Genomic DNA, 22,280 nt, shown 5'->3' with positions numbered 1-22,280 from the left:
TATCCGCGCTCGTGTGCACCCCGCATGTGGGTTTTGCCGCTATTGACTCGCCGGAAGACGCCCTGACCTGGTGCCGGATCACTCACCCGGGATACTGACCGAGTGAACCGAATCGCCCCCGAGACCCCGAAGGACGAGGACTGATGGCGGTGGCCGGACAACGGCGTGACCGTGGGGCACTGCTCCATCACCTGCCGTTCCTGCTGGTGATGCTGGTGGTGGCGGTCGCCGCCCTCCGGATCGGCCAGTACCACTGGCGGCAGGGGGCCGCGCTGATCGGCGGCGCGCTGCTGCTCGCCGGGCTGCTCCGGGCGGTACTGCCCGAGGCGAAGGCCGGGCTGCTGGCGATCCGGGGCAAACCGGTCGACGTCCTGACCTATGGCGCGCTTTCCGTCTTGATCCTGTTCATCGCGCTCACGATCACCGGCGGACCCCTGTCCTGAAATACAGGAAGGCCCCCTTCTGGCAAGGGGGCCTTCCTGTATTCGGCTCAGGAAGCCATGGCGGGCGCGAGCCGGGCTTCGCGGCGGTCCATACCGCCGGACACCACGGCCAGCGAGAGCCCCAGGACGGCCAGCGACGCGCCGACCCAGTTGGGCGCGACCAGGCCGAGCCCGCCGGCGATCACCAGGCCGCCGAGGTAGGCGCCGATGGAGTTCGCGATGTTGAACGCCGACTGCACGGCCGCGGAGACCAGCGACGGCGTCCCGCCCGCCTTCTCCATGATCCGCGCCTGCATCATCGGGCCGATCATGAAGCCGGCGAGGCCGACGAAGAAGATCGTCACCGCCGCGCCGACCTTGCCGTTCGCGGTGAAGGTGAAGATCGCCAACACCGAAGCGAGCGCGATCAGCGAGACGTAGAGGCTCGGCATCAGCGCCTTGTCGGCGAGCCTGCCGCCGAGGTAGTTGCCGATCGTCATGCCGACGCCCGCCAGGGAGAGCAGCAGCGTGACGTCGGACGGCGAGTAGCCGGTGACATCGGTCAGCATCGGCGCGATGTAGGACAGGCAGGCGAACACGCCGCCGAGGCCGAAGGTGACGATCGCGAGCGCGAGCCACACCTGCGGGCGGCGGAAGGCGCCGAGTTCGCCGCGCAGCGACGGCTCGACCGGTTTGCCCTGGTGGGGGACCAGTTTCGCGATCGCGGCCATGGCGACCAGGCCGATCACGGCGACGACGCCGAAGGTCGCGCGCCAGCCGACCTTCTGGCCGAGCAGCGTGCCCAGCGGCACGCCGACGACGTTGGCCAGGGTCAGGCCCATGAACATCATCGAGACGGCCTTCGCGCGTTCGCCCGGCTTGGCCAGGCTGGACGCGACGACCGCGCCGGCGCCGAAGAACGCGCCGTGCGGCAGGCCGGCGAGGAAGCGGAACGCGACACCGAACTCCTGGTTCGGCGAGAGCGCGAAGAGGGCGTTGCCGAGCGTGAACAGCCCCATCATCGCCAGCAGCATCGTCTTGCGCGGCAGGCGGACGGCGGCGGCGGTGAGCAGCGGGGCGCCGACGACGACGCCGAGGGCGTAGCCGGAGATGAGGTACCCGGCGGACGGGATCGACACGCCGAAGTCCGCGGCGGCTTCGGGCAGCACGCCCATCATGACGAATTCGGTGGTCCCGATGCCGAAGGCACCGATGGCGAGCGCGAGCAGCGCGACGGGCACGGCTCTCCCTTCGAGGGTCGTACGTGAGTAAACGATTACTCGCCCAGTGTCGCGGATGGCGAGCTGAATCGATTTAGGTCTCGGACACAAAAGAAGACAGCGTGTGCGGCCCCGCTGTCCTGCGTCCAGTTCAACCGATCGAGGGTGCCTTTGTCATCCCGGTTTCGGGTGAGGCTGGCCACCCTCAGCGGCGGGCGGCGAGCACCCCTTGGAGCAGGCCGGGGAACAGCTCGTCGAGATCCTTGCGGCGCAACGAGTTGTAGCGGGCGGTGCCCTGCTGGCGGCCCATGATGATGCCCGCTTCGCGCAGCGTGCGCAGGTGATGGGTGAGTGTGGACTTGGTCACGGTGACGTCGAATCCGCTGCAGGAGATCTCGGTGCCGGGCTCGGCCAGCTGGCGGACCATGTCGAGGCGGACCGGGTCCGCGAGCGCGGCGAGGACCGCCTCGATCCGGATCTCGTCCTGATCGGGATAGACGTACTGCTGCGTCGCGGCCATTCGTCCATAGTACGACGCCCCTCGAACTTCCGGCGAGTTCGTAGTACGGTCTCCATCGAACTACGACAACCATCGAACAACGACCCCCGTGTCGCCTTTAGCGGGCTAAACGCGATCCGGCGCCGACCTGCGTTTAGCGGGCTAAACGCGATCTGTGGGGTCTGGAGCTGGGGAGTCATGACCTTCGCACCACCCAGGACCGCGGTGCTGGCGCTCGGTACCTTCGCGGTCGGCACCAGCGGCTACGTCGTCGCCGGGCTGCTGCCCGCGCTGACCGGCGAGCTCGCGGTCTCCGAGACGGCCGCCGCCCAGCTGGTCACCGCCTTCGCCATCGCGTACGCGGTCGGCTCACCGCTGTTCGCCGCGGTCACCGGCCGCTGGGAGCGGCGCACGCTCCTGGTCGCCGCCCTCGTCGTCACCGCCGTCGGCAACGCCCTCGCCGCCCTCGCGCCCGGCTACGTGACCCTGCTCCTCGCGCGGGTCGTCACCGCGATCGGCGCGGCGGTCTTCACCCCGGCCGCGAGCGCCGTCGCCGCCGAGCTCACTTCGCCGGAACGCCGGGGCCGCGCGGTCGCGCTCGTCTTCGGCGGGCTCACCGTCGCGACGATCCTGGGCGTCCCGCTCGGCAGTGTCCTTTCGCAGAGCGTCGGCTACCAGGCCGTCTTCGCGCTCGTCGCGGTCTTCTCGCTCCTCGGCGCCTTCGCGGTCCGGCTGGTCCTGCCCGCCGTCCCGGCGCCGCCTCCGGTCCGGCTGGCCGAACGGTTCACCGTCGCCAAGGACCCGCGCGTCCTCGCCATGCTCGGCGCGACCGTGCTCGGCTGCCTCGCCGCGTTCTCCGTCTACACCTTCATCTCGCCGGTCCTGTCCGCCACCGCGGGCGTCCACGGCACGACGGTCAGCCTGCTGCTGTTCGTCTACGGCGCGGGCGGCGCGCTCGGCAACGTCCTCGGCGGCCGCGCGGCCGACCGCTGGGGCGCCAAGGGACCGCTGCTGGTGGTGTTCGGCGGAATCACCGTTGTGCTCGCGTTGCTGCCGGTGGTCGCGACCACCGTCGCGGGCGCGGCGATCGTCCTCTTCCTGTGGGGCCTGGCCACCTGGTCGGTCAATCCGCCGATCCAGCACCGGCTGATCGAGCTGTCCAAGCAGAACGCCGGGCTCGTCCTCTCGCTCAACGCGTCCGCGATCTACCTCGGCGTCGGCCTCTCCGGCGTGGTCGGGGGAGCGGTGCTGAGCGGCGGCGGGCCGCTTCTGCTGCCCGAAGTCGCGGCGGTGCTGACCGCGCTCGGTGCGGCCGTGGTCGTGGCGGGCTGGCGGAACCGCGTGAAGCGGCCCGCATTGGCCGAATGACGTCTATTCGGCGCGAGACTGGACTTCGCAGTCGGGGCCCGGGAACACCAGCCCTTCGTGTCCGTCCGCGAACCGGACGAGATACGGCGGGGCACCGTGCTCGCCGCGTACCTCGAGGATCTCGCCGCGTTGTTCGGCCGAGCCCACCGTGCGTCCGTGCACGTGGATCTCGTCTCCGACGGTCGCCTGCATGAGAACCACCTCCGACGCCTTCAAGGTTAGGAGCGTCGGGGTGATCTCGCTACAGTGTCGGCATGATCCTCGAAATCCTTGGAGGCGCGACGCCTCACGTCCGGTGAGCCCGTCGATCCGGGTCCGCACGCCGTCGGAACTGCGTGCGGCCAGAAGAAGGAAAGCCCACTCCTGCTGGGGGCATCTCGTCGCCGCGCCGTTGTGGCCATTGCACGGAGCGAACCTCGGCACGCTGCTGCGAACCTGTGACGCGGTGGGTGCCTGCCTCGCCGTGCCGCGGTTTCCGTGGGTGCCCGAGGCGCTGCGCCGGGGGAACACGTTGCGCCGTCCGGCTTGTGTGCACTGGGTGCACGATCCGCCGGGCTGGCTGGCGCGGGAAAAGGCGGCGGGCACGGCGATCGTCGGTGTCGAACTCGCCGACGAGGCCGTGCGTCTCGCCGACCTCGCGCCCGCGCGGGGCCGGACGATCGCCGTGCTCGGCCACGAGCAGCAGGGCATTCCGCCGGACGCGCTCGATCTTCTCGACACCGTCGTCGAAATTCCCATGGCCGGCACCGGCGCGAGTCTCAACGTCGCCGTCGCCGGCAGCCTCGTCCTGTACAAATTGGCGGGACTGCTGTGACCGTCGCCGATAAGCTGCCCGGATGACCGACGTACTCGACAAAGTCGCCGGGAAAAGCGGCGAACTGGTGCTCCGCCGGGCAGGGGACGACTTCGAGGTCATCGCCAACGGTGTCTTCCTGATGGACACCCGGAACGGTGAATCCGAACGGTTGCTCGTGTCGGTGGCTGCGGATCTGGTGCCGGGCAAGGCGCGGATGCTGATCGGCGGTCTCGGCGTCGGCTATTCGCTGCGCGCCGCGCTGGACCATCCCGGCGTCGGCGAGGTCGTGGTCGTCGAGCGCGAGCCCGCCGTGATCGGCTGGAACCGCGAGGGGCCGCTCAGGGACGTCCACGACGACGCCCTGTCCGACGAACGGGTCACCGTCGTCGAGGCCGATCTGGTGAAGTGGCTGCGCAGGACGGAAGAACGGTTCGACGCGCTGTGCCTCGACATCGACAACGGTCCTGAATGGACGGTCACCGACGGCAACTCGAAGCTCTACCGGGACGAAGGGCTCGACATGCTCGCCGAACGGCTGCGTCCCGGCGGCGTGCTCGGGGTGTGGAGTGCCGAGTCGGTGCCGTCGTTCAGGAAACGGTTGCGGGCGCGGTTCGGTGAGGTGCGGGAGCTGAAGATCCCGGTGCCGCAAGGGGAACCGGACGTGCTGTGGTTCGCGCGGGTGTAGCGGACGCCGCGCGGGTCAACGCCCGCTGGTGCGACACGGTGTGCCGGACGGGCACCTTCACCGCCCGCGTCTGGAAGTCGGCCCGCCGGACGCCGCCGTTGTATCCGGACGCGATGACCCTGACCCCGGACGCGACGGCGGCGGAGGTGCTGGACGGGATCGACACCTCGCCGGGCTGCGCGGTGAAGGACAGCTTCGCCTGCCTCGATCTCGCGCCGCTGGGTTTCAAGGTGCTCTTCGAGGCCACCTGGATCACCTGTACGGCGCGACCACCACTCGAACCGGGCTGGTCCCGGGTCGCCGACCCCTTCGACGACCCGTCCGTCGCCGTGTGGTCGAGCGGTGCCGCCGGGGTGACGGCCAACCGGGACGGTGACTTCGCCGGACTGTCCAATTTGTACACTCAAGGCGACCTGGACGACGCCTGGCGCGGCGCGACCTCGGCCGTCGCGGCCAGCTTCCCCGGTTTGCCGATCACCGGCTACGAACGCGGCGAGGATCTCGACGCCGCCCTCCGCAACGGCTACACGGCGCTGGGTCCGCTGCGGGTCTGGCTGAAATGATCGCCTTATGGAGATCACGACCTGGCATCTCGAGCAGACCTCACCGGACGAGCTGAGCGCGGCGAAACCGCCGTCCGTCCCGGTGACGGTCACCCGCGCCGAGCTGGTCAGCCCGGAACTGAACCGCTACCTCTACACCGCCGTCGGCGGCGACTGGTTCTGGATCGACCGGCTCGGCTGGACGTGGGCACAGTGGGTCGAGTGGCTGGACAGGCCGGGGGTCGAGACCTGGGTGGCGTACGCGCAGGGCACGCCGTGCGGCTACTTCGAACTCGACGGCACTGTCGCCGGCGAGGTCGAACTCGCGTACTTCGGCCTGATGTCGTCCTTCGTCGGCAAGGGCGTCGGCGGGCACCTGCTGACCGTCGCGCTGCGGAAGGCGTGGGCGCTCGCGGAGCGCTGGCCGGGCAAGACGCCGACGCGGCGCGTCACGGTCCACACCTGCACCACGGACGGTCCGGCCGCGCTCAAGAACTACCAGGCACGCGGCTTCCGGCTGTTCCGCACCGAGGTCGAGCAGGCGAAACTGCCCGCCGAGACACCGGGACCGTGGCCAGGGGCAGGGAAGAAGTAGCTACTTCGCAGGAGTCTTGGCGGCGGCCTTCGCCGCCTTCTTGAACGCGCGCACCTCGCCGAGGGTCTTCGCGTTGGTGACGTCGGCGATCGAGCGCCGTGAGCCGCGGTCGCCGTACGCACCCGCCGCCGCGCGCCAGCCCTTGGGCTGCACGCCGAGCTGTTTGCCGAGCAACGCGAGGAAGATCGCGGCCTTCTGGTCGCCGTAGCCGGGCAGCGCCTTGAGGCGTTTGAGGACTTCGGGGCCGTCCGGCTTGGGGCGCCCGGCCGTCCAGATCCGGGAGGCGTCCCCGTCATAGACCTCGACGACGTGCTGCGCGAGATCCTTCACCCGGCGGGCCATCGAGGCGCCGTAGCGGTGGATCGCGGGCGGGATCACGCACAGCTCGACGAAGGTTTCGGTGTCCATCGCGTGGATCTTCCCGATGTCGAACCCGTCCATCCGGTCCGCGATCTTCTGCGGGCCGCGGAACGCGTGTTCCATCGGGAACTGCTGGTCGAGGAGCATCCCGACGAGCAGCGCGAACGGGTCTTCGGTGAGCAGCCGGTCCGCTTCCTCGTCCCCGACCAGGTGCAATGCGCGCGTCATGCGCCCAGGATCTCACGACCGGGCCGATCCGCGCGTCTTCATCCTTGTGGGTCGACCAGCAGGTCCGCGGCCGCCGTGGTGATGGTGGCCGAGACCGCCGCCAGCGCGGGGGAGTCGAGTTTCCACTGCTGCCAGAACAGCGGTACGTCGATCGGGTGGTCGGGGTCGAGGCAGACGAAGCTGCCGTCGCGCAGCCGGTCGCCGATCTGCGCGAGCGGCACCATGCCCCAGCCCATCCCGGCCGCGACGGCGTCGAAGAACCCTTCGGACGACGGGACGTAGTGCCGCAGCCGGCTCGCGATCGTGCCGCGCTCGCGCGCGAATCGGTCTTGCAGGTCGTCGCGGCGATCGAAGACGACGACGGGCGCTTCGGCGAGGTCGAGGTCCGTGCCGAGTGCCGGGCTCACGACGGCCAGGTAGCGCATGTGCCCGAGCCGGTGGACCGAACACCCGGCGACCGGATCGGGTGACGACGTCACGGCGGCCATCACCAGGCCCTCCCGCAGCAGGGTCGTGGTGTGGTCCTGGTCCTCGCGATGCAGTTCGAAGCAGATCTTGTGCTCGGGCGGCACCCTCGTGAGGGCGGGCAGGAACCAGGTCGCCAGCGAATCGGCGTTCACCGCGATCGTCAGCCGGACCGGCTCGTCGCCGGTGGTCAGGCCGAGTTCGGCCCGGGTGTCGGCCTCCAGCAGCGCCAGCTGACGGCCGAACCGCACCACCGCCTGCCCGGATTCGGTCAGGCGCACCGGTTTCGTGCGGATCAGCAGGACCCGGCCGGTGCGCTGTTCGAGCGCCTTGACGCGCTGGCTGATCGCCGACGGGGTCACGTGCAGTGCCGACGCCGCCGCGTCGAAGGTGCCTTCGTCGGCGACCACCAGCAGCGTGCGGACCAGGTCGAGGGGCAGGTCTGCCATCACGAGCGCTAATCTTACGTAAGAATCTTTAGCTGTACTGTTGACGAGCGGCTTCCTAGTGTTAGTCGTATGGGAGACGTTCTGTTCAGCGCGGTCGCCGGGTTCGGCGCCACCATGGCCCTCATCGTCGCGATCGGCGCGCAGAACGCCTTCGTGCTGCGCCAGGGCATCCGACGCGAAGCGGTGCTCGTCGTGGTGCTGATCTGCATCTTCTCCGACGCCATCCTGGTCGGCCTCGGCGTCGGCGGGGTCGGTGCCCTGGTCGGGACGTCACCCGAAGCGCTGACCATCGTCGCGCTGATCGGCGGCGCCTTCCTGCTTTGCTACGGCGCCCTCGCGGCCCGCCGTGCGTTCAAGCCGTCGAAGCTGGAGACCAGCGGCCCGGAGACCGGCGGATCGTTGCGCCGCATCGTGCTGACCACGCTGGCGATCACCTGGCTGAATCCGCACGTCTACCTCGACACCCTCCTCCTGCTCGGCGCCATCGCGGCCGGGCACGGCAGCGACCGGTGGGCGTTCGGCGTGGGCGCGGTGTCGGCCAGCGTGATCTGGTTCCTCGCGCTCGGTTTCGGCGCCCGGCTGCTCAGCGGGTTCTTCCGCAAGCCGTCGTCGTGGCGGGTGCTGGACGGTCTGGTCGCCGCGACGATGATCGGCCTTGGCGTGGCGCTGGTGGCCGGCGCCTGATCACGGCAGGCGGGCCAGCATTTCGGCGGGGAGCACCAGATCGGCCGCGGCCGCCGAATCGCGGATGGTCGCGGGCCTCGTCGAGCCGGGGATCGCGATCATCGACGGCGACTTCGCGAGCAGCCAGGCCAGGCACACCCGTTGCGGGCTGACCCCGAGTTCTTCGGCCACGGCAAGGAATTCCCCGTCGATGCCGCGAAGGGGGCCCCACGGCAGGTACGCGAGCCCGAGTTCGGTGCACAGGGCCAGTTCCGGTTCGTGCGCGAGCTGCGCGGGCGCGTGCTCGTTCTGCACCGAAACCAGGGTCTCGCCGAGGATGTCTCGCGCTTCGAGGATCTGCGCGCGGGAGACGTTGGAGATCCCGGCGAGGCGGATCTTGCCTTCATCGGCCAGCTCCTTGATCGCACCGACGGACTCCGCCCACGGCACGTTCGCGTCGGGCTTGTGCAGCTGGTAGAGCCCGATGGCGTCGACGCCGAGCCGCTTCAGCGAGCCTTCGCAGGCGTTCCTGAGGTGTTCGGGAGTTCCGGTGACGGTCCACGAACCGTCACCAGGACGGCCACGGCCGCCCTTGGTCGCGACGAGTACCGCATCCGATCCACTGTGGACGGATAGTGCTTCGGCGATCAATTCCTCGTTGTGCCCGATTTCGCCCGCGTGCCAGTGGTAGGAGTCGGCCGTGTCTATCAGCGTGACACCGGCGTCGAGCGCGGCGTGGATGGTGGCGATCGCGCGGTCGCGATCCGGGCGGCCCTCGATCGACAGGGGCATCGCACCCAGGCCGATCGCGCTCACTTCGACGTCTCCGATGCTGCGGTAACGCATGTGGGTCAAGCCTTTCTGACGTCTTCGATGGCTTCGCCGAGCCAATCGGTGGTGGTGGAGAAGGAGAAACCGAGGCCGGTCGCGCGCGAGGTGTCCAGGACGGCGTACCGGTCGAAGGAGAACGGTGAGGCGTCCCGCTCGACGGCCCGGAACCGGGGCTTCGTGCTGATGGCGGCGGCGAGATCGAGCACCGACAGTTCGCCGTGCGAGCCGGCGTTGACCGGCCCGGTGAAGTCCGCGAGCGTCGTCCAGGTCAGGAAGTCCGCGATCTCACTCGCGTGGATGAACGTCGACGGCCGCGGTTCCGCGTGGACGTCCACGGCGTCCCCTGCGTCCAGCCGTTCCACGTAATGGCGTAGCCGCCCGGTGAAATCCTCGCCGCCGAGGACGTGCGCGACGCGCACCGAAGCGAAAGGTGTGTCCGCCGCCGCGAAGACCGTCTCGGCCTGTCGCTTGCCTTCGCCGTAGTCGTACGAAGCCGCCCCGAGGTCGACCGGCACGGGGGACACCAGCGATTCGGTCATCGGCGTCTCCGTCCGGACCTGGTCGTAGACCTCGATCGTGGACGTCATCACGTAGCGGTCCGCGCGGAACACGCGGCTCGCGATCTCCGCCTGGACCGGCGTGTAGCAGACCTGGTCGAGCACGACGTCGAAGGAGTGGGAACCCAGCGCGGCCTTCAGCCCGGCTTCGTCGTCGCGGTCCGCGATCAGGTGGGCGACGCCGCCCGGAGCAGGGACGGACCCGCGGTTGAGGACGGTGACGTCCGCGCCGGCGTCACGCAGCCGCTCGACCACCCCGCGGCCGAAGTACCGGCTTCCGCCGAGAACGAGCACTTTCTTCATGTCCACCAGTGTTACGGTGGCGATCCGGGTGGTTGAAGGGGAGAACATGGGTGAAATGGCGGAATCGCTGAAAGAACCTCGGTCGAATCGAAGTTTCACTGAAAGCTCACTGGACGTGATCGACCGGCGACTCCTCGAACTCCTCCAGGAGGAAGGCCGCATCACCCTGAGCGAGCTCGGGCGACGTGTTTCGCTGAGCCCCGCCGCTGTCGGCGAGCGCGTCAAGCGGCTCGAAGCCGACGGCACGATCACCGGCTACGCGGCGCTGGTTTCGCCGACCGGGATCGGCCTGGGGCTGCGCGCGTTCGTGCGGATGGCGCCGCACAGCGGGTTCACCGTCCGGCATCCGCGGACGCGGAAGATCATGGATCGGCCGGAGATCCTCGAACTCCACCACGTGGTGGGCGAGGACTGCTGGATCCTGAAGATCGCCGTGCGCGACACCAGTCATCTGGAAGAGCTACTGGAGGACCTTTCCGTGCTGGGCGCGACGACGACGTCGATCGTCATGTCCAGCCCGATCGAACGCCGAGTCCTGCTGCCTTTGTGATCCATCACAAGAAATGATGGGTAAGTCTGGTTGTTCTCCTGGCTCCGGCCTGGGGTTTGTGACGCATGATGACTCGCATCACATACTGACGAGTAACCGGAGGCGGGTATGCGGGCTCGGATCCTCACCATGCTGATCGCGGCCTTGACGTTCACGATCGCCGTTCCGGCGGCGGCGAACGCGGCGCCGTCCAGCGGCTGGAACGACTGGTCGTGCGAACCGAGCGCGAGCCATCCCGAGCCCGTCGTGCTGGTGCACGGCCTCGGCGGCAACGCGACGACCAACTGGTTCTATCACGCGCCGAAGCTCAAAGACGCCGGTTACTGCGTCTATTCGCTGACCTACGGCGCCACCGTCCTGGGTGGACAGTTGTTCGGGGGGCTCGCTTCCATGCGGAAGAGCGCCGTCGAACTCGGCGCGTTCGTCGACCGCGTGCGAGCGAGCACCGGCGCGGACAAGGTCGACATCATCGGGCATTCCGAGGGCACGACGATGCCCGCGTACTACCTCAAATTCGAGGGAGGCGCGGAGAAGGTGAAGCATTTCGTCGGCTTCGGCTCGAACTTCAAGGGCACGTCGCTCAACGGCTTCTCCGAGCTGGCCAGGACCGTGCTGTCGCTGCCCGGCATCGATCTCCTCGCCGACGGCGTGTGCGGGGCGTGCCGCGAATACCTGGCGCCGTCGGCGTTCCTCGACGATCTCGCCCGCGGCGGCGTGACCGTGCCGGGGCCGACCTACACGAGTATCGTGAGCCGCCACGATCGAGTGGTCACGCCGTACACCAGCGGTGTGCTGGACGAGCCGGGCGCGACCGACATCGTGCTGCAGGACCGTTGCGGCGCCGACGTTTCCGGGCATCTGAGCCAGGCGATCGACCCGAACGTGACGAGCCTGATCCTCAAGGCGCTCGATCCGGAGAACGCTCCCGCGCCGAAGTGCGTGCCGTTCTTCGCGCCGCTGTAAGGGTCAGGGCCTGGTCGCGTGCACCACGAACACCGACCGGACCCGTTCCTCGGTCTCGACGTCGAGGCGTTTCACGGTCACGTCGGTGAAGCCGGCTTCGGAGGCCAGTTCCGCCGCGTCGTCCTCGGTCTCCGGCAGCTTCAGGTCGGTGGGGACGATGGCGGCGAACGCCTCCGACGGCCGGAACGCCGACGCGAGCGGCAGGCTGAAGCCCACCCTGCCGCCCGGGCGCAGCGCCCGCAGCCAGTCGCGGAGCGCGGCCGCGCCGAGGAAGTGCAGCGAAGACGCGCACAGCACGGCGTCCGCGCCCTCGTCCTCCACCGGCGACGGAACCGCGGAAGCGACCTGCCAGGTGATGCGCCTGCCGGGATCGTGCGTCGCCGCCTTCGTCTCGGCCTGGGCGATCATGCCCGGCGAGATGTCGATCGCGAGCACTTCGCCCGGGTCCAGGCGTAGTGCGGCGAACGCGGCCACCCCGGTCCCGGTCGCGACGTCGAGAACGCGCTCGGGCGCCGTGCAGCCGAGGCCGTCGACGAGCGCGTCGGCGACCAAGCCGTGAAAGGTGTCTTCGTCGTAGCGCGCGGCGATGCCGTCGAACAGCCCGGCCGCGATCTCTTCGCTCACGACGGCGACCCTATCCGGGAGGCGGCGGCGTCCGGCGAAACCGAGGTCGGTGCGGTGATACCAGGTCAGTTCCGGATCACCTTCGAGCCAGCAGAGCAGGACGTCGACGCCGTCGAGCTCGGCGGGGAAGTCGATCAGGAGTGGGGCGATTCCCTTCAGCTCCGCACCCGTCTGCTGGACGGTGGTCATTAGGTCGTCCAGCCGGGCCTGCGCGGCCTTCCATTCCGGCATCCCGCCGAGCGAGGTCTCGCGGCCGCCGGGCCGCAGGGACGCGGCCAGCTCGGCCGCGTCGGCGCGGAGGCGGATCAACTCTTCGAGCACGGGGCGTAGCCGTGTGAGCTCGGCGCGGGCTTCGGGAACGGTGAACAGACCCATGCGCCGATGGTCCCAGCACGCTCAGCGGCGCCGCCGGGCGAGTCTCGACGCGAGGCCCGCACCGATCAGGAGGAAACCCGTCGCGAGCAGGCCGCCGATGAACAGCCAGCTCGTCACGCCGTACGTGACGTCGTTCTGCGGCAGGTACTTCACCAGCCGGAAGCCCCATTCCGGGACCGCGATCGTCGCCACGCCGGGGGCGACACCCCAGACCAGGCCGCCGAGGATCGGGCCGGTCGCCGAGAGCGCGCCGAGCAGCCCGACCGACAGCAACAGGATCCCGCCGCCCACGAGGAGGCCGATGCTGAGGACGTCACGCTGGGTGCTGAGCGTCGCCTGGACGAGCATCTGCTGCCGCAAGCCGCCCCAGGCCAGCAGGCCAAGGGCGACCGGCGTCAGGATCAGGCCACCCGCACCGCTGAGGACGCGACGCACGCCTCGGCCGGCGCGCGTGTCTTCGGGGCTCAGGTCGTCGTCGAAGGGCTCGTACGGTTCATACGACTCGACGTCCTCGTACGGCCTTCTCGGATCGTTGGGCTGCTCGTACTCCCCGTACTCCTGGTAGTCCTCGTCGTCGTACTCCGCGGCGTACCGGTGCGATGACATGGGCGGGTCACCTCCCTGCACCGGACTACGGACGCGAGCCCCCTTCGGTTCACTTCGATCTCCGCCGATCGCGTTTAGCCCGCTAAACGCGATTTGAGCGGCGCCGCGAGAGGGTGCCGGCCAGACCGGCCCCGATGAGCAGGAAACCGCTCCCGGCCAGCGCGCCCATCACCAGCCAGGTCACCAGGCCGACGCCGAGGCCGCTGCCGCCGACGTCGTAGATGAGGCTCATGATGTCGCGCGGGCTCAGGAGGAACGCCACGCCTGGCAGCACACCCCACACCAGTCCGCCCAGCACCGGCCCGAGTCCGGACAGCGCCCCGAGGAACGCGACGCCGAGCAGGAGCAGGCCGCCCAGGAGCAGGAGGACGATGCCGAGCGGGTCCTCGGTGATGGACAAGGAGCGCGAGAATCCCCGCTGGAGCAGCGAGCCGCCGTAGATGGTCAGGCCGAGCGCGACCGGCGTGAGCAGGACACCGCCCAGCCCGCTGATCACCCGGGGCACCGCGCGCCCGTCTTGCCTAGGCTGGGCGTAGGGCTCCGGTGCCTGAGGCTGCTCGTACGGAGGCACGGCGTAGGGGTTGGTCGACATGGGATCGCCCTTTCCGGTGGGCCGGCGGAGGAGTGTTGTTCGATGATGACGCGGCCGCCGTCGTTCCCGTGACGGCCGGATGGCCGTCGTGCGACCGGGTGACGTCGGACACATCCGCCTCGTGGAGACTTGATACCGACCACTACTGGAACCATCCAGCACCGTTAAGCAGTACGCTTGTACCGCTACCGGAGAGACTGAAGTAGAACGCGAAGATCCGCGGAAGGAGCACCGCTGCTCATGGCCAAGATCAAGGTCCAGGGCACCGTCGTCGAGCTCGACGGCGATGAGATGACCCGCATCATTTGGCAGTTCATCAAGGACAAGCTGGTCCACCCCTACCTGGACCTCAACCTCGAGTACTACGACCTGGGCATCGAGGAGCGGGACCGCACCGACGACCAGATCACCATCGACTCGGCCAACGCGATCAAGAAGCACGGCGTCGGCGTCAAGTGCGCCACGATCACGCCGGACGAGGCGCGGGTCGAGGAGTTCGGCCTGAAGAAGATGTGGCGGAGCCCGAACGGCACCATCCGCAACATCCTCGGCGGCGTCGTCTTCCGCGAGCCGATCATCATCAACAACATCCCGCGGCTGGTCCCCGGCTGGACGAAGCCGATCATCATCGGCCGTCACGCCCACGGTGACCAGTACAAGGCCACCGACTTCAAGGTCCCCGGCCCGGGCACCCTGACGCTGACCTACACCCCGGCCGACGGCTCGCAGCCGATGGAGTTCGAGGTCGCGCAGTACCCCGAGGGCGGTGGCGTCGCCATCGGTATGTACAACTACCGCAAGTCCATCGAGGACTTCGCGCGCGCCTCGCTGCAGTACGGCCTGGACCGCGAGATGCCGGTCTACCTGTCGACCAAGAACACGATCCTCAAGGCCTACGACGGCATGTTCAAGGACGTGTTCCAGGAGATCTTCGACGCGGAGTTCAAGACCGACTTCGACGCCAAGGGCATCACCTACGAGCACCGCCTCATCGACGACATGGTCGCCGCGGCGCTCAAGTGGGAGGGCGGCTACGTCTGGGCCTGCAAGAACTACGACGGTGACGTGCAGTCCGACACGGTCGCGCAGGGCTTCGGCTCGCTGGGCCTGATGACCTCGGTGCTGCGCACCCCGGACGGCAAGACCGTCGAGGCCGAGGCCGCGCACGGCACGGTGACCCGGCACTACCGCCAGCACCAGCAGGGCAAGCCGACCTCGACCAACCCGATCGCGTCCATCTACGCGTGGACCCGTGGCCTCGAGCACCGCGGCAAGCTGGACTCGAACCCGGAGCTGATCGGCTTCGCGAACAAGCTGGAGCAGGTCGTCATCGAGACCGTCGAGAGCGGCAAGATGACCAAGGACCTCGCCCTGCTCGTCGGCAAGGACCAGCCGTTCCAGACCACCGAGGAGTTCCTCGCGACGCTGGACACCAACCTGGCCAAGAAGATCGCCCAGGGCTGAGTCGCTCAAGCGCCTGAAGGCCCCCTTCCTCTCGTGGAAGGGGGCCTTTCGCGTTGTGACGGTCGGTAGCACGGCGGCGGTCCGGTTGGCGCCTCCGGGTGGTTGGCAATCCGGGATCTGGGCGGCCGCCCCGGCTTCTGCCACTCTGGACCGGACGGAAAACGATTCCCTTGTTCGAGGAGTGACCACCATGGCCATCTCGAAACCGATGCTGTTCGTCGGCGGCGGACTGGCGCTGATCGTCGTCGTCGCCATCTCGGGACAGGACAGGGAGTCGAGCGCGTCGAGCCCGACCGGTTGCCAGGTCGTCGTGACGGCCGACGTGCTCAACGCGCGCGACGCGCCCGGCGGGCAGAAGATCGTCGGCAAGTACGTCAAGGACACGAAGATCGACGCGCAGCCGGTGGTCGAGAACGGCTTCCGCAAGATCGCGGAGGGCAAGTGGGTCTCGGTCGAGTTCGCGCCCCCGGTGGAAGGCGCGAAATGCGGCCCTTGACCTGCGGGATCGCGTTTAGCCCGCTAAACGCAAGTGGCCTCTGACCTGCGGGATCGCGATTAGGGGGCTAAACGCAGGTGGGCGCCCTCCTCGGCCGCCAGCACCTCGCCGCTGAACTCCTCCCGCGCTTCGGCCACCGAGATCGCGCGGTCGGAACCGGGCCAGAAGTGGGTCAGCAGCAGCCGCCGGGCGCCGCCGCGCTCGGCCCAGTACCCGGCCTCGCCCGCCGTCGACACCAGACGCGGCGTCTCGTCGGGCGACGGGCCCTGAAGCGTGGCGTCGGCGATGAGGAGGTCGGCGTCGCGCGCCAGTTCCGCGAGGATCGGGCTGGGCCCGCTGTCGCCGGTGTACGCGACGGTGAGCCCGGGAGCGGTCAGGCGGACGCCGTAGTTCGGCACGTGGTGCGGAAGCAGGAACGTGGTCATCCGGAACGGCCCGACCTCACGCGGCGGACCGAGTTCGCGCACGTCGAAGATCGTCGTCGGATGCGGCCGCGGCTCGAGCGCTTCGAGCCGGCGCACCGTTCCCGGAGTGCAGTGCAGCGGGATCCTCGGCTCGTCCGGCAGCCCGTAGGCGCGAGCCCGGCCGAGCGCGCTCACATCGGCGCAATGATCGGGATGCTCGTGCGTCACCACCACCGCGTCGGCCCGGCCGTCCGGGCAGTGTTCGAACAGCCGTGACGCGGCGCCGTAGCCGAGGTCGAGCACGACTTTGAAACTCTCGTGGACCAGTAGGAAGCCGGCGCAGGCCCGGCCGGGTTCCGGCCAGGCGCCGCAGCTGCCCAGCACGGTCAGCTCGCTCATGCGCGCAGTCTCCCAGTGCCGATTCTGTCGGACCCCCCGGGTAGCGTGCGAAGGGTGCTGACCGTCTCCACTGTGAATGTCAACGGCCTTCGTGCCGCCGCGAAAAAGGGCTTCGTCGAGTGGCTGGGCTCGACGAAAGCCGATGTCGTCGCCTGCCAGGAGGTCCGGGCCGAGCTCAAGGAGCTGCCGGCCGGTGCCGCCGCGCCCGAAGGCTGGCACGTGGTGCACGCGCCGTCGGCGCAGAAGGGGCGCAACGGCGTCATGCTGTTCAGCCGGGCGGAGCCGGAAGAGGTCCGCATCGGTTTCGGCGAGCCCGAATTCGAGGACAGCGGCCGCTACGCCGAGATCCACCTGCCGAACGTCGTGGTCGCGAGCCTGTACCTGCCCAGCGGTGACGTCGGGACACCCCGCCAGGACGAAAAGGAGCGCTTCATGGCGGCGTTCCTGCCATACCTCGTAGACCTGCGCGCCAAGGCCGAGGCCGGCGGCCGCGAGGTCGTCGTCGTGGGCGACTGGAACATCGCCTACGACAAGATCGACCTGAAGAACTGGCGAGGGAACCAGAAGAGCTCGGGCTTCCTGCCGGAGGAGCGGGAGTGGCTCGGCCGCGTGTTCAGCGAGGCCGGCTACGTCGACGTGCAGCGCAAGCTCGACCCGGAAGGCCCCGGCCCGTACACCTGGTGGTCGTACCGCGGGAAGGCGTTCGACAACGACACCGGCTGGCGCATCGACTGCCAGATCGCCACCCCCGGCCTGGCCGAGCGGTGCACCTCCGTCGTGGTCGAGCGCGCCGAGTCCTACGACCGGCGCTGGTCCGACCACGCGCCGGTGACGGCGACGTACTCCGAATAGCCCGGCCGGTCATGGAATTCACCGTGACCAGCGGGAGCCGGTCAGGCACAATCAGGATCAGGAGGTGGCGTCGTGCACGAGTCGATCGAACTCAAGAAGCGTGAGATCGAGGAGCTTTGCCGAACGCACTCAGTGCGCCGCCTAGACCTGTTCGGCTCCGCCGTGAGTGACAGGTTCGACCTGCAGTCCAGCGATGTCGACGTGCTTGTCGAGTTCGACGCGGGACCAGGGTTCGACTATTTCAGTACTTACTTCGATCTGAAGGAAGGCCTTGAGCGGTTGCTGGGACGCCCGGTCGATCTCGTCAGCGTGACCAGCATTCGTAACCCGTACTTCAAGCGGCAGGTGCTGGAAACCCGGGAGCTCCTCTATGCAGCGTGACCCTCGCGCTTACCTTTGGGATGCGTTGAGGGCGGCGGAGTTGCTGAGTGAGTTCAGCGAGGGTGAGGACTTCGATGCATACCGGTCGAACGCCATGCTGCGCTCGGCGGTCGAGCGTCAGTTCGAAATCATCGGTGAGGCACTGAACCAGCTGTCCAAAGCGGATAGAGACTTGGCGGCACAAGTGCCTGACCTCGGGCGTATCGTCGCCTTTCGTAACATCCTCATCCATGGTTACGCGACGGTCGATGATGCCTTGGTATGGCAGGTGCTCACTGAGCGGCTCCCAGGGTTGGTCGGCGTTCTGCGGCGGTTGCTGGATGCCTGAATCGACCACGTGCCGATGACGGCGATGTACTCCGGATAGCCTGCGCGAAGGAGATCCGGGGGTTGTCATGGAGACGAACGAAGCCAGGCGTATCGAGGCGACGAACGCCGAGCGCTACGCGATGTCCGGCCAGTACGGGTGGGAGTTCAGCCCGGACGCGCCGAACATGCTGGAACGGTGGATGGTGCTGCCGTTCAACCAGCGCGGTGACAAGCGGATGGCGTTCGGCGCGCTGAGCGGCGCGTATCAAGGGCTGCGGTTCAGCGTCTTCGACTACCACCGCCGCCCGACGGTCACGAGCGTGCACACGCGGTGGACCAACAAGAAGGTCAACGAGCTCGACACGATCTCGATCGACACGGTCTGGGTCGTCACCCTGCCCGCCCCGATGCCGAACTTCCAGATCGTGTCGAGCATCGAATCCGCCTGGGACGTCGAGCAGTACCCGGAGCCCGCCACCGCGGACCGTAAGTTCAACCGCTGGTACAAGCTGATCGACACCGACCCGAACGTCGCGATCGGCGTGCTCACGCCGCAGGTCGCCGCCACCATGCGGTCGTTGAAACTGCACACCTGGTCGCTGGTGGGCGCGGAACTGGTCTACGTCGAGAATCCGACCTTCGGGCGGACCAAGCCGGATGACATTCTCTCGACGTTGGGGCGTCTCGCGCAGTTGGTGTCGCTGTTGCCGTTCCACCTCGGCGGCCAGCCTGTCGCGCCGCCACCTCCGCAGCAACCCCAGTACCCGCACCAGCCGTATCCGCCACAGAATCCCGGATATCCGCAGCAGTACCCGCCTCCGCCGCAGTACGGACAGCAGCCGTATCCGCCGCAGCATCAGGGGTATCCGCCGCCGCAATATCCGCCACAGCAGTACCCGCCACCGCAGTACCCACAGCCCGGGTATCCGCTCCAGGGATATCCGCCGCCGGGGTACCCGCCGCGCGCTTACTGACGGGACTTCGCGCTCTCCGTCCACACCGGACTCTCGACGAAGTGGTTGTCGAACTCTTCCTGGCTGTCCAAGAGATCCTGGACGGTCGCCTCGCCGTGCCCGACCTTCTCCAGCAGGCGGAAGTAGCCGAACCGTTCCACGCCGGGGACGAACATGATCAGGACGTCCGCCGCCGAGTCGACCGCCGCGCGGAAGGCGTGCGTGGTCAGCGGCGGGACGACCAGCATGTCGCCTTCGGAAATAGTGACGATCTCTTCTCCTGCAAGGACTTCCAGCTTCCCGCCGAGCATGAAGAACATCTCGGAGGAGCCGGTGTGATAGTGCGGCGCCGCTCCATCGGCGCCGACGCCTAACCGTGTTCGCGCGCTGCTCATGGTTCCGCCTGTGGTCGAGACGTCGGCGAGCAGCGTGACAAGGGTGGGGGCCGCGCCGACGGTCTCGGCTTCGGCGGCGCGGACGAGGACGGGTTCACGGGCTTCGCGCTGGGTCATGCCCGAGATGGTTCCACCACTGATAGTTCGCTGTCAAACTATCTCCCGTCGAATAGACTGCGTTCGTGAGCGAAGAACGAAATGCGGACGCGATCGACGCGGTCGTCGGTGCGTGGCGGCGCGAACGGCCGGAGCTGGACTTGACCGCGATCGGGGTCGCCGGGCGCCTCGGCCGCGTGGCGATGCTGACCACTCCCATGGTGGAAGCCGTGTTCGCGAAGCACGGCTTGAAGCAGGGGGAGTTCGACGTGCTCGCGGCGCTCAGGCGGTCCGGGAAGCCGTACACGCTGATCCCGTCCGAGCTTTCCGCGACGCTGATGATGTCCAGGGCCGGGATGACCAGCAGGATCGACAGGCTCGAGTCGGCGGGGCTGGTCGAGCGGGCGCTGGATCCCGAAGACCGGCGCAGCTTCCGGGTCACGCTGACCGAGCGCGGGTTCGAGATCGTCGACGCCGCGATGACCGAGCACACGGCGAACGTCGCGAAGCTGCTGTCGCCACTCGGCGAGGACCTCGGCGTTCTGGACGCGTCGCTGCGACGGCTGCTGGCATCCCTCGAAAGCTGAAGGGGCCCTTCGCCGCGTCACATGCGGCGAAGGGCCCCTTCAGTGCTCTGGGTGGATCAGCAGTACAGGTTGCCGCCCGGGCTCACGCCGNTGGACGCGGCGCGGCGCCGGCTGCGGCCACCCCACCAAACCTGACGGGGCCCTTCGCCGCGTCACATGCGGCGAAGGGCCCCTTCAGTGCTCTGGGTGGATCAGCAGTACAGGTTGCCGCCCGGGCTCACGCCGAGGATTCCGGTGAACTGCTGGTACTTGTTCACGCGGCTCTGGACCTGAGCGGGGTTGCCGCCGTTGCACTCGATGCTCCCGTTGATGCTGCGGATGGTCTCGCCGAAGCCGCGGCTGTTGACCATCGCGTTGTGCGGGGTCATCGTGCCGGGGCCGTTCTGGGTCATCCAGTACCAGATGCCGGTCTTCCAGGCGACCGCCGCGTCGTTCTGCACCAGCCACGGGTTGGTCAGCAGCGGCAGGCCCAAGGCGTCGCCGGCGGCCTTGTAGTTGAAGTTCCAGCTCAGCTGGATCGGGCCGCGGCCGTAGTACGCGGCGTTGCCCGCCGGGCAGCCGTAGGACTGGCTCGTGTCGCAGTAGTGCGGGTAGTTCGCCTCGTTCTGTTCGACGATGTGGACGAGGCCGCCGCTCTCGTGGCTGACGTTCGCCAGGAAGGCCGCCGCTTCCTGCTTCTTCACGGTGTCGTTGCCCGTGCCGGCGAAGGCCGGGTACGCGCTCAGGGCGGTGACCAGGCCGTTGTAGGTGTAGAAGGGGTTCCGGCTCGGGAACATCTGGTTGAACTGGGCTTCGCTGACCACGAAGCCGGACGGGTTCGGCGGGTTGGTCGTGCCGCCGCCGCAGGCGCCCTGGTCGGCCCAGACCTGTGCCGATCCGGGGGTTTCGTTCTGTGTCCACCACTTCGCGGACCAGTTGTGCCCGTTGTAGGAGGCGGTGTTGCCGCCCCAGTAGACCGAGCTCGCGTTCCATGGCGCCACGCAGTCCGCGGCGGAGGCGGACTGGGCCGGGACGACCACGGCGACCGTGGTGGCGGCGAAGGTGGCGGCGACCGCCGCGAGAATACGTCGAAGAGACATCGGTGGCTCCTTCGTACGAGGGGACCATGCAGGGAGATTGGTCTATACCTTTTAAGGGGTATGGCCAACAGGTATAGACCATTGCGGACAAGAAACCAACCGTGGAAAGCCGGATATTGCCTGTTCGGCCGCGTCCGACAGTCGAATGGCCTAACCCTGTCCGGTTTTGTCAGAAACCGATCTCGAGCACGGCAACTCTGAGAAGAGGGGTGCTCGAAACATCCCCCCTGTGAGGGGCTAGTCTCGTGCCCCGAGTTGATCAGAACCCACAGGTCTTGACACGCTCGGTAGTTTTTTGACCAGCAGCCTGGAAATGCTCACTCGTTCGGGTTAGCGTTCCGGTTCGGCAAAGTCACGTCACGGGAGGCACTCCGGTGCGGAACCCAGTTCATCTCCTGATGCGATCGACCCTGCCCGCGGTGAGGGCCGCGGCGGTCATCGCGATCCCGGTCGCGCTGCTCCTCGCGGGCGCGGTACCGGCGTCGGCCGCGGACATGACGTCGCGGTCGGAGATGGCGTTCGGTCTTCTGGGCCCGGTCGGCTTGATCGCCGTCGCGCTCGGCGTCGTCGGGATGGCGTTCGGCGTGTTCCGTCAGCGTCGGAAGGCCCGTGCGGCCGCCGTCCCGGCCACCCCGCCCCAGCCCACCGCCCCGCACGTCGCCGCGATGGCCGAGGCCGTGCTCGCGGACGAGGCCCTCACTCGCCAGCAGCGCCCCTGACCTGCGCCTCCCCGGCTCAAATCGCGTTTAGCCCGCGAAACGCGACGCGCGCCCGGATCGCGATTAGCCCGCTAAACGCAGGTCGGTGCCGTGGGCGCCCGGATCGCGTTTAGCCCGCTAAACGCAGGGCGGCGGATTTTTGGGTAGGTACACCTAGTCCCGCCCGGATTGTTTAGCCGCCCGCTGATCGCCACGCTCGGGTCCATGACGGTGACACGGCGTCGCAGCCGGCCCGGTGACCCCTTCCCCCGCGCCCTGGACCGGGCGATCACGGACAGCGGCCTCGGCCTCGACCGGATCCGGCACCGGCTCGCCCTGGAGGGAGTCCGGGTCAGTGTCGCGACCTTGAGCTACTGGCGGACCGGAAGAAGCCGCCCCGAGCGGTGCGACTCCCTGAAGGCGGTCGCGCTGCTGGAGCGGCTCTTCGAGCTTCCGCACGGTTCCTTGCTGAAC

General features: G+C 68.5%; 30 protein-coding genes. 17 read left to right on the top strand and 13 right to left on the bottom strand.

Annotated features, from left to right (window positions below):
- The first annotated feature begins 143 nt into the window (after window positions 1–143).
- Window positions 144–443, top strand: coding sequence for a DUF3017 domain-containing protein (locus ACXIZN_RS29180; protein WP_126735329.1), 300 nt, complete (start codon window positions 144–146; stop codon window positions 441–443).
- A 47-nt stretch (window positions 444–490) separates the two neighbouring features.
- Here the strand turns inward: ACXIZN_RS29180 and ACXIZN_RS29175 are convergent, their stop codons facing one another.
- On the bottom strand, window positions 491–1,663 hold the full coding sequence (locus ACXIZN_RS29175) for an MFS transporter (protein WP_126735327.1): 1,173 nt from the start codon (window positions 1,661–1,663) through the stop codon (window positions 491–493).
- Window positions 1,664–1,847: 184 nt separating this feature from the next.
- On the bottom strand, window positions 1,848–2,162 hold the full coding sequence (locus tag ACXIZN_RS29170; RefSeq protein ID WP_457958215.1) for an ArsR/SmtB family transcription factor: 315 nt from the start codon (window positions 2,160–2,162) through the stop codon (window positions 1,848–1,850).
- 177 nt (window positions 2,163–2,339) lie between these two features.
- Between ACXIZN_RS29170 and ACXIZN_RS29165 the strand changes: the two genes are divergently transcribed.
- Window positions 2,340–3,509 (top strand): MFS transporter, encoded by a 1,170-nt coding sequence (locus ACXIZN_RS29165; RefSeq protein ID WP_457958214.1) that lies wholly within the window; start codon window positions 2,340–2,342, stop codon window positions 3,507–3,509.
- A 3-nt stretch (window positions 3,510–3,512) separates the two neighbouring features.
- Here ACXIZN_RS29165 and ACXIZN_RS29160 read toward each other — a convergent pair whose 3' ends face one another.
- The gene (locus ACXIZN_RS29160) at window positions 3,513–3,701 is read right to left on the bottom strand and encodes a DUF1918 domain-containing protein (RefSeq protein WP_126735321.1); all 189 of its coding nucleotides are present in this window, start codon (window positions 3,699–3,701) and stop codon (window positions 3,513–3,515) included.
- Between the two features lie 103 nt (window positions 3,702–3,804).
- On the opposite strand from ACXIZN_RS29160, the gene ACXIZN_RS29155 reads away from it, so the two are divergent.
- Genes ACXIZN_RS29155 through ACXIZN_RS29140 form a run of 4 tightly spaced genes read left to right on the top strand, consistent with a single transcriptional unit; the run spans window position 3,805 to window position 6,127 of the window.
- Complete coding sequence (locus ACXIZN_RS29155) at window positions 3,805–4,323, top strand: TrmH family RNA methyltransferase (RefSeq protein WP_457958212.1); 519 nt, start codon at window positions 3,805–3,807, stop codon at window positions 4,321–4,323.
- 22 nt (window positions 4,324–4,345) lie between these two features.
- Complete coding sequence (locus tag ACXIZN_RS29150) at window positions 4,346–4,990, top strand: spermine/spermidine synthase domain-containing protein (RefSeq protein ID WP_192747909.1); 645 nt, start codon at window positions 4,346–4,348, stop codon at window positions 4,988–4,990.
- Window positions 4,972–5,553 (top strand): hypothetical protein, encoded by a 582-nt coding sequence (locus ACXIZN_RS29145; protein ID WP_457958210.1) that lies wholly within the window; start codon window positions 4,972–4,974, stop codon window positions 5,551–5,553. Before ACXIZN_RS29150 ends, ACXIZN_RS29145 begins: the two co-directional genes overlap by 19 nt.
- A 7-nt stretch (window positions 5,554–5,560) precedes the next feature.
- Window positions 5,561–6,127, top strand: a complete 567-nt coding sequence (locus tag ACXIZN_RS29140; protein WP_457958208.1) for a GNAT family N-acetyltransferase — start codon at window positions 5,561–5,563, stop codon at window positions 6,125–6,127.
- On the opposite strand, the gene ACXIZN_RS29135 is transcribed toward ACXIZN_RS29140, so the two are convergent.
- Both ACXIZN_RS29135 and ACXIZN_RS29130 read right to left on the bottom strand, forming a co-directional pair.
- On the bottom strand, window positions 6,128–6,715 hold the full coding sequence (locus tag ACXIZN_RS29135) for an HhH-GPD-type base excision DNA repair protein (protein WP_457958206.1): 588 nt from the start codon (window positions 6,713–6,715) through the stop codon (window positions 6,128–6,130).
- A gap of 38 nt (window positions 6,716–6,753) precedes the next feature.
- Complete coding sequence (locus ACXIZN_RS29130) at window positions 6,754–7,632, bottom strand: LysR family transcriptional regulator ArgP (RefSeq protein ID WP_457958205.1); 879 nt, start codon at window positions 7,630–7,632, stop codon at window positions 6,754–6,756.
- Window positions 7,633–7,698: 66 nt separating this feature from the next.
- Here ACXIZN_RS29130 and ACXIZN_RS29125 point away from each other — a divergent pair, with 66 nt between their 5' ends.
- Window positions 7,699–8,313 (top strand): LysE/ArgO family amino acid transporter, encoded by a 615-nt coding sequence (locus ACXIZN_RS29125; RefSeq protein ID WP_457958203.1) that lies wholly within the window; start codon window positions 7,699–7,701, stop codon window positions 8,311–8,313.
- Here the strand turns inward: ACXIZN_RS29125 and ACXIZN_RS29120 are convergent, their stop codons facing one another.
- Both ACXIZN_RS29120 and ACXIZN_RS29115 read right to left on the bottom strand, forming a co-directional pair.
- Window positions 8,314–9,138, bottom strand: coding sequence for an aldo/keto reductase (locus tag ACXIZN_RS29120; RefSeq protein ID WP_457958201.1), 825 nt, complete (start codon window positions 9,136–9,138; stop codon window positions 8,314–8,316).
- 5 nt (window positions 9,139–9,143) lie between these two features.
- Entirely contained in the window at window positions 9,144–9,983 is an 840-nt protein-coding gene (locus ACXIZN_RS29115) for an NAD-dependent epimerase/dehydratase family protein (RefSeq protein WP_457958200.1), read from the bottom strand.
- A 115-nt stretch (window positions 9,984–10,098) separates the two neighbouring features.
- On the opposite strand from ACXIZN_RS29115, the gene ACXIZN_RS29110 reads away from it, so the two are divergent.
- The gene (locus ACXIZN_RS29110; RefSeq protein ID WP_257489182.1) at window positions 10,099–10,533 is read left to right on the top strand and encodes an Lrp/AsnC family transcriptional regulator; all 435 of its coding nucleotides are present in this window, start codon (window positions 10,099–10,101) and stop codon (window positions 10,531–10,533) included.
- Between the two features lie 108 nt (window positions 10,534–10,641).
- The gene (locus ACXIZN_RS29105) at window positions 10,642–11,496 is read left to right on the top strand and encodes an esterase/lipase family protein (RefSeq protein ID WP_457958198.1); all 855 of its coding nucleotides are present in this window, start codon (window positions 10,642–10,644) and stop codon (window positions 11,494–11,496) included.
- 3 nt (window positions 11,497–11,499) lie between these two features.
- On the opposite strand, the gene ACXIZN_RS29100 is transcribed toward ACXIZN_RS29105, so the two are convergent.
- The 3 genes from ACXIZN_RS29100 to ACXIZN_RS29090 form a co-directional block, all read right to left on the bottom strand.
- Window positions 11,500–12,495 (bottom strand): DUF2203 family protein, encoded by a 996-nt coding sequence (locus tag ACXIZN_RS29100; RefSeq protein ID WP_457958196.1) that lies wholly within the window; start codon window positions 12,493–12,495, stop codon window positions 11,500–11,502.
- A 21-nt stretch (window positions 12,496–12,516) separates the two neighbouring features.
- Window positions 12,517–13,101 carry a hypothetical protein gene (locus ACXIZN_RS29095; protein ID WP_457958195.1) on the bottom strand — a complete coding sequence of 195 codons (585 nt, stop codon included), beginning with the start codon at window positions 13,099–13,101 and terminating at the stop codon, window positions 12,517–12,519.
- A gap of 82 nt (window positions 13,102–13,183) precedes the next feature.
- A complete protein-coding gene (locus tag ACXIZN_RS29090; protein ID WP_457958193.1) occupies window positions 13,184–13,693 on the bottom strand; it encodes a hypothetical protein in 510 nt (169 codons plus the stop codon).
- Between the two features lie 240 nt (window positions 13,694–13,933).
- Between ACXIZN_RS29090 and ACXIZN_RS29085 the strand changes: the two genes are divergently transcribed.
- Window positions 13,934–15,157, top strand: coding sequence for an NADP-dependent isocitrate dehydrogenase (locus tag ACXIZN_RS29085; RefSeq protein ID WP_007032065.1), 1,224 nt, complete (start codon window positions 13,934–13,936; stop codon window positions 15,155–15,157).
- Between the two features lie 190 nt (window positions 15,158–15,347).
- The gene (locus tag ACXIZN_RS29080) at window positions 15,348–15,653 is read left to right on the top strand and encodes an SH3 domain-containing protein (protein ID WP_192747920.1); all 306 of its coding nucleotides are present in this window, start codon (window positions 15,348–15,350) and stop codon (window positions 15,651–15,653) included.
- Between the two features lie 59 nt (window positions 15,654–15,712).
- On the opposite strand, the gene ACXIZN_RS29075 is transcribed toward ACXIZN_RS29080, so the two are convergent.
- Window positions 15,713–16,456 carry an MBL fold metallo-hydrolase gene (locus tag ACXIZN_RS29075; RefSeq protein WP_457958191.1) on the bottom strand — a complete coding sequence of 248 codons (744 nt, stop codon included), beginning with the start codon at window positions 16,454–16,456 and terminating at the stop codon, window positions 15,713–15,715.
- Window positions 16,457–16,501: 45 nt separating this feature from the next.
- On the opposite strand from ACXIZN_RS29075, the gene ACXIZN_RS29070 reads away from it, so the two are divergent.
- The 4 genes from ACXIZN_RS29070 (at window position 16,502) to ACXIZN_RS29055 (ending at window position 18,972) form a co-directional block, all read left to right on the top strand.
- Window positions 16,502–17,308, top strand: coding sequence for an exodeoxyribonuclease III (locus ACXIZN_RS29070; RefSeq protein ID WP_126735288.1), 807 nt, complete (start codon window positions 16,502–16,504; stop codon window positions 17,306–17,308).
- A gap of 72 nt (window positions 17,309–17,380) precedes the next feature.
- A complete protein-coding gene (locus tag ACXIZN_RS29065) occupies window positions 17,381–17,689 on the top strand; it encodes a nucleotidyltransferase family protein (RefSeq protein WP_126735287.1) in 309 nt (102 codons plus the stop codon).
- Entirely contained in the window at window positions 17,679–18,017 is a 339-nt protein-coding gene (locus ACXIZN_RS29060) for a HepT-like ribonuclease domain-containing protein (protein ID WP_457958189.1), read from the top strand. Before ACXIZN_RS29065 ends, ACXIZN_RS29060 begins: the two co-directional genes overlap by 11 nt.
- A gap of 67 nt (window positions 18,018–18,084) precedes the next feature.
- Window positions 18,085–18,972 (top strand): hypothetical protein, encoded by an 888-nt coding sequence (locus tag ACXIZN_RS29055; RefSeq protein ID WP_457958187.1) that lies wholly within the window; start codon window positions 18,085–18,087, stop codon window positions 18,970–18,972.
- Here the strand turns inward: ACXIZN_RS29055 and ACXIZN_RS29050 are convergent.
- Window positions 18,966–19,463: a cupin domain-containing protein gene (locus ACXIZN_RS29050; RefSeq protein ID WP_457958185.1), complete on the bottom strand. Its 498-nt coding sequence runs from the start codon at window positions 19,461–19,463 to the stop codon at window positions 18,966–18,968. The genes ACXIZN_RS29055 and ACXIZN_RS29050 overlap by 7 nt on opposite strands.
- Window positions 19,464–19,528: 65 nt before the next feature.
- Between ACXIZN_RS29050 and ACXIZN_RS29045 the strand changes: the two genes are divergently transcribed.
- Window positions 19,529–20,029: a MarR family winged helix-turn-helix transcriptional regulator gene (locus ACXIZN_RS29045; RefSeq protein WP_457958183.1), complete on the top strand. Its 501-nt coding sequence runs from the start codon at window positions 19,529–19,531 to the stop codon at window positions 20,027–20,029.
- Between the two features lie 191 nt (window positions 20,030–20,220).
- On the opposite strand, the gene ACXIZN_RS29040 is transcribed toward ACXIZN_RS29045, so the two are convergent.
- On the bottom strand, window positions 20,221–21,108 hold the full coding sequence (locus ACXIZN_RS29040; RefSeq protein WP_457958181.1) for a glycoside hydrolase family 19 protein: 888 nt from the start codon (window positions 21,106–21,108) through the stop codon (window positions 20,221–20,223).
- 398 nt (window positions 21,109–21,506) lie between these two features.
- Here ACXIZN_RS29040 and ACXIZN_RS29035 point away from each other — a divergent pair, with 398 nt between their 5' ends.
- Window positions 21,507–21,827, top strand: a complete 321-nt coding sequence (locus tag ACXIZN_RS29035; protein ID WP_457958179.1) for a hypothetical protein — start codon at window positions 21,507–21,509, stop codon at window positions 21,825–21,827.
- The last annotated feature ends 453 nt before the right edge of the window (window positions 21,828–22,280 follow it).

This window comes from Amycolatopsis sp. TRM77291 (assembly GCF_054166285.1).
Note: the sequence above shows the minus strand (reverse complement) of the source record. Positions and strands in the feature narration are given on the sequence as shown.

Bases quoted from the DNA above. Each gene is read 5' to 3' on its own strand.
- ACXIZN_RS29180 (WP_126735329.1), top strand. From the start codon at position 144: ATGGCGGTGGCCGGACAACGGCGTGACCGTGGGGCACTGCTCCATCAC.
- ACXIZN_RS29170 (WP_457958215.1), bottom strand. From the start codon at position 2,162: ATGGCCGCGACGCAGCAGTACGTCTATCCCGATCAGGACGAGATCCGG.
- ACXIZN_RS29165 (WP_457958214.1), top strand. From the start codon at position 2,340: ATGACCTTCGCACCACCCAGGACCGCGGTGCTGGCGCTCGGTACCTTC.
- ACXIZN_RS29160 (WP_126735321.1), bottom strand. From the start codon at position 3,701: ATGCAGGCGACCGTCGGAGACGAGATCCACGTGCACGGACGCACGGTG.
- ACXIZN_RS29150 (WP_192747909.1), top strand. From the start codon at position 4,346: ATGACCGACGTACTCGACAAAGTCGCCGGGAAAAGCGGCGAACTGGTG.
- ACXIZN_RS29140 (WP_457958208.1), top strand. From the start codon at position 5,561: ATGGAGATCACGACCTGGCATCTCGAGCAGACCTCACCGGACGAGCTG.
- ACXIZN_RS29135 (WP_457958206.1), bottom strand. From the start codon at position 6,715: ATGACGCGCGCATTGCACCTGGTCGGGGACGAGGAAGCGGACCGGCTG.
- ACXIZN_RS29125 (WP_457958203.1), top strand. From the start codon at position 7,699: ATGGGAGACGTTCTGTTCAGCGCGGTCGCCGGGTTCGGCGCCACCATG.
- ACXIZN_RS29120 (WP_457958201.1), bottom strand. From the start codon at position 9,138: ATGCGTTACCGCAGCATCGGAGACGTCGAAGTGAGCGCGATCGGCCTG.
- ACXIZN_RS29115 (WP_457958200.1), bottom strand. From the start codon at position 9,983: ATGAAGAAAGTGCTCGTTCTCGGCGGAAGCCGGTACTTCGGCCGCGGG.
- ACXIZN_RS29105 (WP_457958198.1), top strand. From the start codon at position 10,642: ATGCGGGCTCGGATCCTCACCATGCTGATCGCGGCCTTGACGTTCACG.
- ACXIZN_RS29100 (WP_457958196.1), bottom strand. From the start codon at position 12,495: ATGGGTCTGTTCACCGTTCCCGAAGCCCGCGCCGAGCTCACACGGCTA.
- ACXIZN_RS29095 (WP_457958195.1), bottom strand. From the start codon at position 13,101: ATGTCATCGCACCGGTACGCCGCGGAGTACGACGACGAGGACTACCAG.
- ACXIZN_RS29090 (WP_457958193.1), bottom strand. From the start codon at position 13,693: ATGTCGACCAACCCCTACGCCGTGCCTCCGTACGAGCAGCCTCAGGCA.
- ACXIZN_RS29085 (WP_007032065.1), top strand. From the start codon at position 13,934: ATGGCCAAGATCAAGGTCCAGGGCACCGTCGTCGAGCTCGACGGCGAT.
- ACXIZN_RS29080 (WP_192747920.1), top strand. From the start codon at position 15,348: ATGGCCATCTCGAAACCGATGCTGTTCGTCGGCGGCGGACTGGCGCTG.
- ACXIZN_RS29075 (WP_457958191.1), bottom strand. From the start codon at position 16,456: ATGAGCGAGCTGACCGTGCTGGGCAGCTGCGGCGCCTGGCCGGAACCC.
- ACXIZN_RS29060 (WP_457958189.1), top strand. From the start codon at position 17,679: ATGCAGCGTGACCCTCGCGCTTACCTTTGGGATGCGTTGAGGGCGGCG.
- ACXIZN_RS29055 (WP_457958187.1), top strand. From the start codon at position 18,085: ATGGAGACGAACGAAGCCAGGCGTATCGAGGCGACGAACGCCGAGCGC.
- ACXIZN_RS29050 (WP_457958185.1), bottom strand. From the start codon at position 19,463: ATGACCCAGCGCGAAGCCCGTGAACCCGTCCTCGTCCGCGCCGCCGAA.
- ACXIZN_RS29040 (WP_457958181.1), bottom strand. From the start codon at position 21,108: ATGTCTCTTCGACGTATTCTCGCGGCGGTCGCCGCCACCTTCGCCGCC.
- ACXIZN_RS29035 (WP_457958179.1), top strand. From the start codon at position 21,507: ATGCGATCGACCCTGCCCGCGGTGAGGGCCGCGGCGGTCATCGCGATC.